Origin of the sequence: Yoonia maritima (assembly GCF_002933395.1) — a bacterium.
GTDB lineage: Bacteria > Pseudomonadota > Alphaproteobacteria > Rhodobacterales > Rhodobacteraceae > Yoonia > Yoonia maritima_A.
The window spans coordinates 193727-206087 of the sequence record NZ_PKFN01000008.1 but is presented as its reverse complement, the minus strand read 5'-3'; the positions used below and the strand labels follow the sequence as shown (position 1 = coordinate 206087).

The 12361-nt window shown below is 53.5% G+C and carries 16 protein-coding genes and 2 tRNA genes; 8 read left to right on the top strand and 10 right to left on the bottom strand.

The window, feature by feature from the left end:
* The first annotated feature begins 93 nt into the window (after positions 1 to 93).
* Positions 94 to 393 (top strand): hypothetical protein, encoded by a 300-nt coding sequence (locus tag CYQ09_RS18280; RefSeq protein WP_162617595.1) that lies wholly within the window; start codon positions 94 to 96, stop codon positions 391 to 393.
* On the opposite strand, the gene CYQ09_RS07500 is transcribed toward CYQ09_RS18280, so the two are convergent.
* The gene (locus CYQ09_RS07500) at positions 388 to 1263 is read right to left on the bottom strand and encodes an aminoglycoside phosphotransferase family protein (protein WP_106744804.1); all 876 of its coding nucleotides are present in this window, start codon (positions 1261 to 1263) and stop codon (positions 388 to 390) included. The genes CYQ09_RS18280 and CYQ09_RS07500 overlap by 6 nt on opposite strands.
* The gene (locus tag CYQ09_RS07495) at positions 1260 to 2291 is read right to left on the bottom strand and encodes a M42 family metallopeptidase (RefSeq protein WP_106744803.1); all 1032 of its coding nucleotides are present in this window, start codon (positions 2289 to 2291) and stop codon (positions 1260 to 1262) included. Before CYQ09_RS07495 ends, CYQ09_RS07500 begins: the two co-directional genes overlap by 4 nt.
* Positions 2292 to 2524: 233 nt before the next feature.
* Here CYQ09_RS07495 and CYQ09_RS07490 point away from each other — a divergent pair, with 233 nt between their 5' ends.
* From CYQ09_RS07490 to CYQ09_RS07475, 4 genes are all read left to right on the top strand, one after another.
* A complete protein-coding gene (locus CYQ09_RS07490; RefSeq protein WP_106745449.1) occupies positions 2525 to 3028 on the top strand; it encodes a YbjN domain-containing protein in 504 nt (167 codons plus the stop codon).
* 76 nt (positions 3029 to 3104) lie between these two features.
* Positions 3105 to 3920 (top strand): pyrroline-5-carboxylate reductase, encoded by an 816-nt coding sequence (proC, locus tag CYQ09_RS07485; protein WP_106744802.1) that lies wholly within the window; start codon positions 3105 to 3107, stop codon positions 3918 to 3920.
* The gene (locus tag CYQ09_RS07480; protein WP_106744801.1) at positions 3913 to 4251 is read left to right on the top strand and encodes a tRNA-binding protein; all 339 of its coding nucleotides are present in this window, start codon (positions 3913 to 3915) and stop codon (positions 4249 to 4251) included. Before proC ends, CYQ09_RS07480 begins: the two co-directional genes overlap by 8 nt.
* On the top strand, positions 4248 to 5195 hold the full coding sequence (locus CYQ09_RS07475; RefSeq protein WP_106744800.1) for a 2-hydroxyacid dehydrogenase: 948 nt from the start codon (positions 4248 to 4250) through the stop codon (positions 5193 to 5195). The genes CYQ09_RS07480 and CYQ09_RS07475 overlap by 4 nt, the downstream gene beginning before the upstream one ends.
* 4 nt (positions 5196 to 5199) lie before the next feature.
* Here CYQ09_RS07475 and CYQ09_RS07470 read toward each other — a convergent pair whose 3' ends face one another.
* A complete protein-coding gene (locus CYQ09_RS07470; RefSeq protein WP_106744799.1) occupies positions 5200 to 5610 on the bottom strand; it encodes a hypothetical protein in 411 nt (136 codons plus the stop codon).
* Complete coding sequence (locus CYQ09_RS07465) at positions 5607 to 6809, bottom strand: pyridoxal phosphate-dependent aminotransferase (protein WP_106745448.1); 1203 nt, start codon at positions 6807 to 6809, stop codon at positions 5607 to 5609. Before CYQ09_RS07465 ends, CYQ09_RS07470 begins: the two co-directional genes overlap by 4 nt.
* Positions 6810 to 6891: 82 nt before the next feature.
* Here CYQ09_RS07465 and CYQ09_RS07460 point away from each other — a divergent pair, with 82 nt between their 5' ends.
* The 3 genes from CYQ09_RS07460 to CYQ09_RS07450 all read left to right on the top strand — a co-directional run bounded on the left by CYQ09_RS07460 (position 6892) and on the right by CYQ09_RS07450 (position 8168).
* Entirely contained in the window at positions 6892 to 7287 is a 396-nt protein-coding gene (locus CYQ09_RS07460; RefSeq protein WP_106744798.1) for a helix-turn-helix domain-containing protein, read from the top strand.
* Positions 7284 to 7556 (top strand): succinate dehydrogenase assembly factor 2, encoded by a 273-nt coding sequence (locus CYQ09_RS07455; RefSeq protein WP_106744797.1) that lies wholly within the window; start codon positions 7284 to 7286, stop codon positions 7554 to 7556. The genes CYQ09_RS07460 and CYQ09_RS07455 overlap by 4 nt, the downstream gene beginning before the upstream one ends.
* A gap of 90 nt (positions 7557 to 7646) precedes the next feature.
* A complete protein-coding gene (locus tag CYQ09_RS07450; protein WP_106744796.1) occupies positions 7647 to 8168 on the top strand; it encodes a MarR family winged helix-turn-helix transcriptional regulator in 522 nt (173 codons plus the stop codon).
* 75 nt (positions 8169 to 8243) lie between these two features.
* On the opposite strand, the gene CYQ09_RS07445 is transcribed toward CYQ09_RS07450, so the two are convergent.
* The 6 genes from CYQ09_RS07445 to recJ form a co-directional block, all read right to left on the bottom strand.
* Positions 8244 to 8918, bottom strand: a complete 675-nt coding sequence (locus CYQ09_RS07445; RefSeq protein ID WP_106744795.1) for a DUF1194 domain-containing protein — start codon at positions 8916 to 8918, stop codon at positions 8244 to 8246.
* Positions 8915 to 9616, bottom strand: coding sequence for a DUF1194 domain-containing protein (locus CYQ09_RS07440; protein ID WP_106744794.1), 702 nt, complete (start codon positions 9614 to 9616; stop codon positions 8915 to 8917). The genes CYQ09_RS07445 and CYQ09_RS07440 overlap by 4 nt, the downstream gene beginning before the upstream one ends.
* Positions 9610 to 10038 carry a VOC family protein gene (locus tag CYQ09_RS07435; protein WP_106355248.1) on the bottom strand — a complete coding sequence of 143 codons (429 nt, stop codon included), beginning with the start codon at positions 10036 to 10038 and terminating at the stop codon, positions 9610 to 9612. The genes CYQ09_RS07440 and CYQ09_RS07435 overlap by 7 nt, the downstream gene beginning before the upstream one ends.
* Positions 10039 to 10172: 134 nt before the next feature.
* Positions 10173 to 10247: transfer RNA gene (locus tag CYQ09_RS07430), tRNA-Glu, on the bottom strand.
* A gap of 142 nt (positions 10248 to 10389) precedes the next feature.
* A tRNA-Glu gene (locus CYQ09_RS07425) sits at positions 10390 to 10464 on the bottom strand.
* Positions 10465 to 10554: 90 nt separating this feature from the next.
* Positions 10555 to 12312 (bottom strand): single-stranded-DNA-specific exonuclease RecJ, encoded by a 1758-nt coding sequence (gene recJ / locus CYQ09_RS07420; RefSeq protein WP_106744793.1) that lies wholly within the window; start codon positions 12310 to 12312, stop codon positions 10555 to 10557.
* Positions 12313 to 12361 lie beyond the last annotated feature (49 nt).

Below are 12361 nucleotides of genomic sequence, written 5' to 3'. Positions count from 1 at the left end.
TTCAATTTTTAAATTTGACCGGACGCTAAAATTACGTTTATATTGGGTGAGAAATAGCAATTAACCAACTATTCTCCCACTTGGCGGTTTGTGATGAGTTATCTTTCCAGTCTCGTTTCATCCATCGCTGGTCTTATACTTTTTTGTATAGGTGCTATCGGTCTGAGTGGCGTAACTGTGAACCCGTCCCCTTCAATAACTGTATTATTAAGCCCAATGGGTTATGGCAATCATATCGATAGCCTTTATTATTGGGGAATCGTGTTTCTGGGGTTCTGGCTTGTTCTTTATGTTTTCGTTCGACCCGCTGCGCTGACCGCACTTGCCATGGTTTTGGGGAAATCATTGGTTTTGAAGGGCTGGCTGCCATTGCTGGGCGTTATGAGTTTATAACTTTCTGTTGGTAGAACTCATTTCAGTCAAAAGGCGATCAAGGTGTTCGGTGTCGCCGCCCTGATCGCAGGTCCTGAGCAGCGCTTTCCAAATCGCCCACCCCTTTGCGCGCGCCCATGTATCTGTGTCCATATTAACCGTTTCTCGGAATATCCGTTGGGCGTTGCCTGTGAAATATGTCCATGCGATGGTCAGATCACAGGCCGGGTCACCGACCGCACATCCGCCAAAATCGATGACCGCAGCGAGTCGATCTTTTGCGATCAAAAAGTTGCTTGGGGCTACGTCTCCGTGGACCCAAACGGGTGGGGCTTCCCAGTGGCTTGCGCAGGCGGTGTCCCATATGTCTGTGATATGTGCGGTGTCGAAACGTCCTTTGAGCATGTTTACGCAACGTCGCACATCGTCATCATAAGTCCTGAGGAGGCCGCCACGATGAAAGTTCTGTGGTCCTGGTTGCGGGCCGCCTTGGTCTGGAATGGATTGCAACGCTGTTAGAAAACGGGCCAAATCGCGTGCAATGTTTGACTGATTTTCAGGGGGTGCTTGATTGGCGGATGCGCCGGGTAACCAGCGCATGACACTCCAATAATAGGGGTATGTAGCGGATGGGGTGCCCATCGCGATCGGCGTTGGTATTGGCACGGGAAGATGCGGGGCGAGGCGGGGAAGCCACTTTTGCTCTTTGGCGACCTGCGGTTCGTAGCAGGCGGCGCTTGGCAGTCGGATCGACATTTCGTCGCCAAGGTGAAATGTGAAATTGTCCCAGCCAGAATTTGCGACAGGGCGTATGGGCAGAGAAGCCCATTGTGGAAATTGGTCCGCGATTAATACGCGGACCACTTCGGTTGTGATTGTAAGGCGGCTCAAAACTCGCTGAGGTAGGCAACAATGATATCCAGCGCGGCTTGCAAGTCGCCCTTTTCGACCATTTCTGTCACGGTGTGGATGTAGCGTGTTCCTACGACGATACCGACGGCACGTGCACCTGCCGCTGCTTGCTGGGCAGCGGCACCGTCTTGGCCGCCAGCCGCTAGCATGGTGCGCTGATAAGGGATGTCATTCTTGATCGCTAATGCCTCAATTTCTTGTACTAAGGCCTTGTCTGCAATGAATGAGCTGTCGCGAACGTGAAGCCCGAAGCCTTTGCCTTGCTGAGTCGTTGCGTCTTTTTCTGGAATGCCGGGGGTGTCACAGGCAAGCGTTGTGTCGATGCCGATGCCGATATCTGGTTTGATGGCATAGGATGCAGTGCGCGCGCCACGCAGGCCGACTTCTTCTTGGCAGGTAAATGCCACGTGGATTTCTGCGTCACGGCCCTTGTCGCCAAGTTGCCGTATCGCTTCGATGCCGAGCCAGCAAGCGATACGGTTGTCCAATGCTTTGGAGACAAATTTGTCGCCCATTTCTAAGAACGGCTCGTCCATGACAACGAAATCACCGACCTTAACGACATCACGGGCCTTTTCGCCCATACCAAGGTCAACAAAGAATTCGCCCAGTTCGGGCACCTTTTTGCGATCTTCGGGGGATGCGATGTGGACGGGTTTGCCGCCGGGGTTCATCACCCCCTTGTAGTCGCCATCGTCGGTGCAGACCAATACACGGCGCGAGAAAAGGTTACGCGGGTCAAAGCCACCAACAGGTTGCAGATAAAGATAGCCTTTGTCGCTGATGTGGCTGACCAGAAAGCCAATTTCATCCATGTGGCAAAGTAGCATGATTTTTAGTGGGTCGGTTCCGGTGCCATTTCGCTTGCACAGCAGTGACCCCATTGGGTCGACGGTGACTTCGTCAAACAGCCCTTCGATTTCGGTCGAGATAAGATCACGTACGCGGTCTTCGTTTCCCGGAACACCCGGCATTTCGCAAAGGCGTTTAAGTAGATCAATATTCATTGGGAGGCTCCTATATTTGCAATGCACTTTGTGTTCTGCCGATGGAAAACGCAATTATCCCCAGAAAACTTTTCGCGTCTCTGACTTATCCCCAAGAAACTGCTTTACAGAATCCCCTGAATGCCCGCACGATATGTAGTAGGGGGTAAACGTGAACAACACTGCCCCTAGAGCAGGCACCTAGCGCTTGGGCACTGCCATGACCCATGCGCCAAGTAAGCGAGGCCGAGCATATGGCATTGTCCGAACAATATCTCGAGGCAGAGGACCTTCACCCGATTGATCTGGTGGAGCACATTGCAGAGCATCATGAATGGGAATTTGATCGCATTCACGATGATCAAATCGCAATGGTTGTCGAAGGTCAGTGGCGCACATATTCCGTGACACTGGCATGGTCCGCATATGATGAAACGCTGCGTTTGATTTGTACCTATGAAATGGAACCACCAGCGGGCCGTATGCCAGAGCTTTATGAAGCGCTTAATACGATCAATGACCGGTGCTGGGCTGGGTCGTTCACATGGTGGGACGAACAAAAACTGATGGTCTACCGCTATGGATTGATGCTTGCGGGGGATCAAATGGCGGGCCCGGATCAGATTGATACTATGATCAAAGCGGCTGTAAGCGCATGCGAGCAATATTACCCAGCGATTCAACTGGTGACTTGGGCTGAGCGGACACCCGCGGAAGCCGTGCAAATCGCCATCGGTGGTGCCTACGGGCGAGCATAAAATAAAGCGTTAGGTGGGTTTAAAGCCCGCCTGACTTTGCGTAATCTTGCACCAATAAATCAAGAAGGTGCATATCATGGACATGAATGACGTCGCGACGCGCGGTCTTGTTCTTTTGGGGTGTGGCAAGATGGGTTCAGCCATGCTTGCCGGTTGGTTACGCAACGGTTTACCGCCGAAATCAGTTTGGGTCATTGATCCAAATCCATCGGATTGGTTGAAGGCGCAGGGCGTCAATATGGGTGGCGATCTACCAAGTGATCCTGCGATTGCTTTGGTTGCGGTGAAGCCACAGATGATGGCCGAAGCTTTGCCCGATGTAAAACTACTGGGAAACGGTACAACGCTGGTTATCTCGGTTGCTGCAGGTACGCCGATCCGGGTGTTTGCAGAAATGTTGGGTGACAAAACACCAATTATCCGTGCAATGCCAAATACACCTGCGGCGATTGGCCGTGGAATTACTGCGCTTATCGGAAACGAAAAGACGCAACCTGACGATATGGATTTGGCAGAGGCCTTGTTGTGGTCCATTGGTCAAACTGTCCGCCTTGATAGCGAAGATCAGATGGATGCGGTTACCGCCGTGTCCGGTTCTGGCCCCGCTTATGTTTTCCATTTGATTGAAACGCTGGCCGCTGCTGGCATTGCCGAAGGTTTACCACCCGAGCTGGCGATGGAGCTTGCCAAGGCGACTGTCGGTGGTGCTGGTGAATTGGCCGAGAATGCCGAAGAAGACCCGGCCCAGTTGCGCGTTAATGTGACGTCGCCGAATGGCACCACCCAAGCCGCGCTTGAAGTCCTGATGGATGAAGACACAGGGCTGGGCATGCTGATGAGCCGTGCGGTCGCCGCTGCGGCAAATCGTTCGCGAGAGCTTGCCAATGAGTGAGATCAGTTTCGACGACTTTTTAAAGGTCGATGTGCGCGTCGGTACGGTGATACGTGCAGAGCCATATCCAGAAGCACGCAAGCCAGCGATCAAGCTATGGATCGATTTCGGCGATGAGATCGGCGAAAAGAAAACATCTGCCCAGATTACAGTGCATTACGATCCTGAAAGACTGATCGGAAAGCAAGTTATGGCTGTGGTTAATTTTCCGCCACGCCAGATTGGGAAATTCATGTCTGAGGTGCTTGTTCTGGGCATGCCGGACGAAAAAGGAGAGGTTGTTTTGGTCGGTCCTGATCAAAATGTACCTGTGGGAGGGAGACTGCATTGAAAAAACTACTGCTGACCCGGGCATTTCCCGACGCAAATATTGCCGCAGCGCGTGCTAAATATGACGTGACGGTACGTGACACGTCAGTCGGGCTGACGGTTGCCGAAGCCAACGCCGCATTGAAGGAATATGACGCGATCCTGACGACGCTTGGTGATCAGTTTAGCGCAGAGGCATTTGAGGGTGACTTGCGTTGTGGTGTGCTTGCGAATTTTGGGGTCGGCTATAATCATATTGATGCCGACGCCGCCAAGGCCGCTGGTGTTGCCGTGTCGAACACGCCAAATGTCGTGACCGATGCGACTGCCGATATTGGTATGTCCTTGATCCTGTCCACATGCCGTCGCGCAGGTGAGGGTGAGCGCCTTGTGCGCGCCGACAAATGGACGGGTTGGGGCCCGACTGAAATGTTGGGAACCCATGTGACTGGCAAGACAGTTGGCATTGTTGGCATGGGCCGTATCGGTCAGGCTGTTGCGCGTCGCTGTCATTATGGGTTTGAGATGCCGGTGATCTATTTTAACCGGTCACACAAAGACGTGGATTTCCAAGCAACGCAGGTGGACACGCTGGCAGACTTGATGGGGCAGGCCGATATCGTTGTGGTCACGGTGCCCGGTGGTGGTAGCAATACCAACTTGATTGACGCCGCAGCGCTTGCTGCGATGAAGCCACGCGGTATTTTCGTGAATATTGCACGTGGTGATGTCGTTGACGAAGACGCGCTGATCGCGGCGCTTCAGTCTGGCCAGATTGCTGGCGCTGGTCTGGATGTGTTTGTGAAAGAACCCATTGTCCCAGACGCATTCCGCGCGATGGAAAACGTTGTCCTGTTGCCGCATCTTGGGACTGCGGCGCTTGAGGTTCGCGAGGCGATGGGCCAGATGGCGCTAGATAACATTATCGCTTGGGACGAAGGGCGACCACTGCCGCAAGGCGTTTAGTTGGTTAGTCGCCACCGCTTGGTTTTGCCAAGCGGTCGGCCTTTTTGCGGACAAGAACGCTGCGTAGGTCGTGCATCGCTAACAAGAAGCGGTCGGTGATGTCTTCGAGCTGCGCGTCGGTGGCTTTGGATTGCACCCATTGCGTGGTAATATTCATTTGATCAATCGCACGGTGGATGTCATCGATGTCGCGTTGCGCGATCAGTTTACGACGCGCGGCAAGCCAGTCTTCAATAGCAACAGTGTCATCAGACGTTAGCGTGTACCCGCTTTGTGGCTTATAGTCGCCCCGATTGGTGTTGATGACTGCGATCTGCTCCATTTCGATCCGACGCTGGCGGTTTTCGGTATCAAGCCGAAATACCGCAGCCCCGTTTTCACGCACGCGAAAATAGTAGGCGGGCAGATCGTTCATGATAGTCCTTTGCAGAAGTTTTGGATGCGGGTGCAGGCTTCTTTGAGTGCGTCGTCCGACGTTGCATAGCTAACCCGGAAATTTGGTGACAAACCAAAGGCGGCACCAAAGACCACCGCAACGCCTGTTTCTTCAAGCAAAGCGGTCGCAAAGGTTTCATCATTATCGATCAACGTGCCAGCCGACGATGTTTTGCCGATGCAGCCCGCGATGGACGGGTACACATAAAACGCGCCTTCTGGCTTTGGGCAAACGATGCCTTCGGCGGCATTCAGCATGTCGACAACCAAATCCCGACGGCGCACGAACATTTCGTTGTTGGGCGCAAGAAAATCTTGCGTGCCATTCAGGGCCTCAACCGCAGCGTACTGGCTGACTGAACACGGGTTTGACGTGGACTGTGACTGCACCTTGCGCATTGCCTTGATGAGTGCTTCTGGGCCTGCTGCGTAGCCGATGCGCCAGCCGGTCATGGCATAGGCCTTTGACACACCGTTCACTGTAAGCGTCCGGTCGTAAAGACCCGGTTCAACTTGGGCAGGGGTACAAAACTTAAAGTCGTCATAGGCAAGGTGTTCATACATATCGTCGGTCATGACCCAGACGTGTGGGTGGCGCATCAATACGTCGGTGAGCGCCTTTAGCTCTTCCCATGAATATCCCGCGCCAGTGGGGTTGGAGGGAGAGTTAAACAAGAACCACTTTGTCTTGGGGGTAATCGCGGCCTCTAGCTGTGCGGCTGTGATTTTGAAGTTTGTTTCTAAGGATGCAGCAACCGCAACTGGCTCACCACCAGCAAGTAGCACCATATCCGGGTAGCTGACCCAATAGGGGGCGGGGATGATGACTTCGTCGCCTTGGTTCAGGGTCGCCATGAATGCATTATACAAGACCTGCTTGCCACCTGTGCCGACAGTCACTTGGGCTGGTGTGTAGGTCAGATCATTGTCGCGCTTAAACTTGGCGCAGATCGCCTGTTTCAGTTCGGGGATGCCATCGACGGCAGTGTATTTCGTCTTGCCGGAATTAATTGCCGCGATTCCAGCGTCTTTGATGTTTTGCGGGGTGTCAAAATCTGGTTCGCCCGCGCCCAACCCAATAACATCGCGACCTGCAGCTTTTAGCTCGGCGGCTTTTGTCGTCACTGCAATTGTCGGTGACGGCTTAACGCGGTCGAGAGTCGCAGATAGAAAGGTCATTTTTGTCATCCGGTGGTAAATTATTGCTATGCCTGTCATAGGATGGGGTAATCCGCGAACGCAAGCAACAAGGATATCAAAGATGACTGAGACTGAAGGCGATTGGTTTGGCGAAGACGCCGCAACATTTGGTGACCGGCTTGCAGGAGCACGCGAAGCTTCTGGTTTGACGCAGAAAACGTTGGCGAGCCGACTTGGAGTTAAGGCCTCTGTTATTGAGGGTTGGGAAAACGACCTGAAAGAACCCCGCGCCAATCGGTTACAAATGCTGTCCGGTATGTTGGGGGTTTCGCTAAGCTGGCTTTTGACTGGGGAAGGCGAAGGCCCTGATGCCCCCGAAGAAGGCGCAGAAATATCGTCGGATTTGCTTGATCTTCTGGCTGAAATGCGGCTTTTGCGGTCACAGATCGCCCAGTCAGGTAAAAAGCTGGGGCAGTTGGAAAAGCGTCTGCGCACAGCAATTAAGGAACAACAATGACCGAAACACGCGAAGCCATGATTAAACGGATGCGGATGCGGTCAATGCGGCGCGGAATTAAGGAAATGGATCTTATTCTATCTGCCTATGCTGATGCGCATCTTGGCGATATGTCAGATCAGGAGTTGGCCCTGTATGACGCATTGCTGGCTGAAAATGATCACGACATCTATGGCTGGGTCGGTGGGCAGTTTGCAGCACCTGACGAATACACGGCATTGATCGCGCAAATGAAACAAGGCGCGCATGGGGTCACACGACCAGCATAAAATGCGTATTTTATGTTCAATTTTATCATTTAACTGAATGTTTCGAATTTCACGTTAGCTCTGTCTTTAAGTCAAAGACGGAGTAAAAAGATGAGTATTCATACGGATATTGATGGGCCGAATCCGTCGGGATTATCGGCGGCGCGCAGTGCCAGTTTCATGGCAAGTTACCTTGATGCGCTGACCTTGGTGGAACGGCTGCATCGATTATTGCTGGATGTTATCAAAGATGAGTTCGAGCGTGTCGCAATTCTAGAGATCAACGCAGTGCAGGCGCTACTGCTGTTTAATGTGGGCGACAATGAGGTCACTGCAGGGGAACTAAAGACGCGCGGTTATTATCAAGGCTCGAACGTTTCCTATAACCTAAAGAAATTGGTCGAACTGGGGTACATGCACCACCAGCGTAGCGAGATTGATCGGCGGTCTGTGCGTGTCCGTTTGTCTGAAAAGGGGCGCAACGTGCGCGCAATCGTGTCCAAGCTATTTACGACACATGCGGATGGTTTGGTTGATCGCGATGTTTTGGATCATGAGGGGCTTGAGGATATCACCGCATCCCTGCGCCGGGTCGAGCGGTATTGGACAGAGCAGATTCGATACATCTACTAACGCGCCTGACTGACGGTTTTGTACTGTAACGATTGGTTTTTTTTGAGGGGCGGCGCCGGTCCGTCGTCCCTCATCTTACTCTAACGCACCGGTAGCGATACTTTGTAATTCGCGGAGCAGTTTTCGTTCCATTGCTGCGGCATAATCGTCAAAACTACGTGCAACTTCGACAAAAGAGCCCGGGCCGCGAATGACATACGATCGGTAATATGTGGCGAGTTCCGCGTCGTTGGACGCATCAATCACCAATCCATTAACGATCACCCCGTCAGGCATTGCTGCGTTGGCGATATCTTGGGGGCGTGGTCCAGTGTTTGCGGGCCCATCCCCCGACACATCCAACGTGCGTTTCCAGCAATGCGATTGTTGGCGAAGAAGCGAAAATCCAGTGAGAAGCGCGGAGCCAATCGCAGTCGTTGGCGCAGCTTCACTGCGCTGATGGGTTATCAACGTGGTTACTATTCTGTCTAAATCTTGTGGTCCTAACAGGGCGGTCCACGGTAAAATCAGCTTTTGATCTTCTGGGCCGCTCCATTCGTAGACGGCGACGCTAATCGGTGCAGCAGGTTGAAGAAAAAGTAGCTCTTGCACAGCGTGACTGTGTAGGGCGGTTGCAAGACCATCAAGCTGAAGTCTGTACTCTGCAGCATCAACAGAGCCTGAAACATCTAGGCCTAGCGCGAGTGCTTGGCGGCAGGCCGCATCTGCCATGCTGGGTAGGCATAGCGCGATGAGCGCGACGAATTTCATTCGAATTGGCCAGTGGATAAAAAATAGCTTCCAATCACCTGCGGAGTGACTTCGCGGATAAGCTTGCGACGCATCGCGTCTTCGTAATCATCAAACCCTTGGGCTACTTCAACGAAAGCGCCGGGGCCGCGAATGACCTGAGTTTGATAGAAGAACAGCGGGTCTGGTGTTGTATCGTCCGTTGACGCAATCAAAAGCCCATTAACTGTCACGTCGCCAAAGGGGAACGCGCGATAAGCCGCTGCGGGACCGAAGCCTTCGTTATTGACCCCGTCGCCAGCGACATCAATTGTGCGAAATAGGCATTGAGGCATGTGCTGCAGCTGTATGGCCGCGTGCCCCAATGCGTAGCCCATCGCGGTCGGGAAATCATCGTGGCTGCGCTCGCTCGCTAATATGATCTCTGCGGCGTTCAACAGGTCGTTTGGGGACCGAATGAGGGTCCATGGGACAATGTCGTCTTGGTTGTAGCGACCGCTCCATTCGAACACGAACAATGCGACCGGGTCGGGGTTGCTTAGAAACGCGGTTTGCACATCCGGCGCAATTAACGCCGCGGCTAGCCCCGCACGTTGTCGTTGATCTTCGGCTGCGTCGACGGACGACGACACATCAATCGCAAGCACAAGCGCGAGGCGGCATGCCTCAGCCGGGTTTGCAAAGGCGCAAAGCCCGGCGATGAGGGCGGATTTTACCAATGGCCTATGTTTTCCATGCTGGCCCATGGTTCGGCTGCGGGCAGGCTGTCACCCGCCTGTAGCAGTTCGATCGAGATATTATCAGGCGACCGCACAAACGCCATATGCCCATCACGCGGCGGGCGGTTGATCGTCACGCCGTTGTCCATAAGCACCTGACAGGTTTCGTAGATATTATCGACAGCATAGGCGAGGTGGCCAAAGTGACGACCATCAGATGGTAGGCCATCGTCACCATCCCAGTTGTAGGTTAATTCTACGGGGCATTCCTCTTGTCCTTCGGCGGCCATGAAGATGAGTGAAAAGCGGCCAGCCTCACTGTCGTGGCGGCGTGTTTCTTTTAGTCCGAGCAGTTCGAAAAACGCGATCGTCTTATCCAGATCTTTCACGCGCACCATTGTATGTAGATATCTTGGGGCCATGGTTCGGTTCCTTTGTGATGGCTTCACATCAGAACCTAGTGCGTGGATCGCGGTGGGAAAATACTGAATTTCAAATCACATGGATTATCTGCCAAGGCAGTCGTAAATAGATATCGCATTGCATTGAAATACCATGGCAGTCCCTAGGGGAATTGAACCCCTCTTTCCAGGTTGAAAACCTGGCGTCCTAACCGATAGACGAAGGGACCGCACTTGGTGTGGGGCTTTTAGAAAAACCTAACGAAGGGCGCAAGACCTATAGTGAAGGAAATGTCGTAGGAATTCATAAAAATTCAAATCAATGAGATTTCGCACAAGCGGCGTGTATTCTGCGTTCATTGGAAAACACCATGGCAGTCCCTAGGGGAATTGAACCCCTCTTTCCAGGTTGAAAACCTGGCGTCCTAACCGATAGACGAAGGGACCGCACTTAGTGTGTGGCGCTTTTAGAAAAACCCACCGAAGGGCGCAAGTCCTATTTTCAATTATTTTAGGATTTTACGCAGAATTTTCTCATTAGGAAGGTGCTGCGTCTTCAAGGCGCAGCTGAACGGATTGGCGCCCACGCCATGTGTTTACTTCCAAACGGCCCGCTAAGTGGAAGCGGGCACCATTGTGCCCCATCAGCATAGGGCCAAGCGGCCCATCCATGCCACCAAAGCAAATAGAATCGATCCGCGCACCTAAACCATCACCAAACGTGACCTTAAGGTGGTTAGCACCAACTTGCTTCGCAAAAAAAATCTGAACATCGGGAAAAGCAAAGCGTGGGGCCGGGGCACCCGCGCCGAATGGCCCTGCTTTTTCAATGTGTTCGACCAATTCCACGGTCGCAGCTCCCGGCATCAGGATACCATCCAATCGTAGATCAGCAGGACCGATGTCGGCTGCGCCTTGTTTGGCTAATAGTTCGCCTAATCGTTCCATTGCAGGTTCAAGCTGATCGCGTGCAACGGTTAGGCCTGCGGCCATTTTATGCCCGCCGCCTTTTATAAGCAGTCCCTCAGATGCGGCGCGTTGAATCGCTGCGCCTAAATCGATTCCCGATACAGAGCGACCAGATCCTTTTCCCTCATCACCGTCCAACCCGATCACGATCGCGGGGCGATTGGTTGCTTCTTTCAGGCGCGATGCGACAATCCCAACCACACCCGGATGCCAGCCTTCGCCCGCGGCCCAAACTAACGGACCGTCAAGGCCGCGTTGGGTGGCTTGTTCAATCGCAAGATCACGCACTTGCGCTTCGACTTCCCGGCGTTCTGTGTTCAGTTGATCAAGCTTCGCGGCCATGGCTTCGGCTTCGTGGCGGTTGTCACAGGCCAGTAGGCGTGCGCCAAGATCGGCCTGCCCGATACGACCGCCAGCATTCACGCGCGGCCCCAACAAAAAACCAAGGTGGTAGCTCGTCGGTGCTTGGTCTAGCCCAGCTACATCGGCAAGTGCGGTAAGCCCAATACGTTGCCGGCGTCCCATCACGGTTAGGCCCTGCCGAACAAATGCGCGGTTTACCCCAATCAGGGGCGCAACGTCTGCGACAGTTGCCAATGCAACCAGATCTAACATTGACATAAGGTCGGGGCCTTTTGTCCCTGCCTCGCGTAGCTGCCGGTTTGCTTCGACCAGCATCAAAAAAACGACCGCCGCCGCGCAAAGGTGCCCCAAGTCACCGCTTTCGTCTTGGCGGTTTGGGTTCACGATAGCGACGGCATCCGGCAATGTTTCCCCGCCAAGGTGGTGATCCAACACAATCACGTCAGCGCCCTTCGCCGCAGCGATCGGCCCATGCGAAAGCGTTCCACAATCCACACAAACGATCAGGCTGTGGTTGGCGGCAAGCATCGCCATCGCTTCGTCATTTGGGCCGTAACCCTCATCAATACGGTCTGGGATATATAGCGTGGTCTCTAACCCCATATCGCGCAGCCAATTGATTAAAAGCGCGGCTGATGTGCCGCCGTCGACATCGTAATCAGCGAAAATGGCGATACGTTCACGGTCACTTACGGCTTTTAGAAAACGTGCCGCTGCCTTTTGCATGTCGCGCATATCGTGCGGATCGGGCAGAAGGTCGCGCAATGTTGGTGAAAGGAATGCTTCGGTGCCATCCTCGGCCACGCCACGCCGGACAAGCGTGCGGCATATCGGTGCGGGCAAACCGGTTGTTTGCGCCATCGCCTCGGACAGGCGGTCCTCTTCGATGCTTGGGCCAACCCAGCGCCGGCCGGTTGCAGATTCGGTTACATCAAGGAAGGCTTTATGCTGTGTCTGTGTCATAGTTCAGCACAATAGAGAAAGGGCGCAGCTGGTGCCACGCCCTATTCCT

Coding starts and splice junctions, on each gene's coding strand:
- CYQ09_RS18280 (WP_162617595.1), top strand. CDS start 94: ATGAGTTATCTTTCCAGTCTCGTTTCATCCATCGCTGGTCTTATACTT.
- CYQ09_RS07495 (WP_106744803.1), bottom strand. CDS start 2,291: ATGAATATTGATCTACTTAAACGCCTTTGCGAAATGCCGGGTGTTCCG.
- CYQ09_RS07490 (WP_106745449.1), top strand. CDS start 2,525: ATGGCATTGTCCGAACAATATCTCGAGGCAGAGGACCTTCACCCGATT.
- proC (WP_106744802.1), top strand. CDS start 3,105: ATGGACATGAATGACGTCGCGACGCGCGGTCTTGTTCTTTTGGGGTGT.
- CYQ09_RS07480 (WP_106744801.1), top strand. CDS start 3,913: ATGAGTGAGATCAGTTTCGACGACTTTTTAAAGGTCGATGTGCGCGTC.
- CYQ09_RS07470 (WP_106744799.1), bottom strand. CDS start 5,610: ATGAACGATCTGCCCGCCTACTATTTTCGCGTGCGTGAAAACGGGGCT.
- CYQ09_RS07465 (WP_106745448.1), bottom strand. CDS start 6,809: ATGACCTTTCTATCTGCGACTCTCGACCGCGTTAAGCCGTCACCGACA.
- CYQ09_RS07460 (WP_106744798.1), top strand. CDS start 6,892: ATGACTGAGACTGAAGGCGATTGGTTTGGCGAAGACGCCGCAACATTT.
- CYQ09_RS07455 (WP_106744797.1), top strand. CDS start 7,284: ATGACCGAAACACGCGAAGCCATGATTAAACGGATGCGGATGCGGTCA.
- CYQ09_RS07450 (WP_106744796.1), top strand. CDS start 7,647: ATGAGTATTCATACGGATATTGATGGGCCGAATCCGTCGGGATTATCG.
- CYQ09_RS07445 (WP_106744795.1), bottom strand. CDS start 8,918: ATGAAATTCGTCGCGCTCATCGCGCTATGCCTACCCAGCATGGCAGAT.
- CYQ09_RS07435 (WP_106355248.1), bottom strand. CDS start 10,038: ATGGCCCCAAGATATCTACATACAATGGTGCGCGTGAAAGATCTGGAT.
- recJ (WP_106744793.1), bottom strand. CDS start 12,312: ATGACACAGACACAGCATAAAGCCTTCCTTGATGTAACCGAATCTGCA.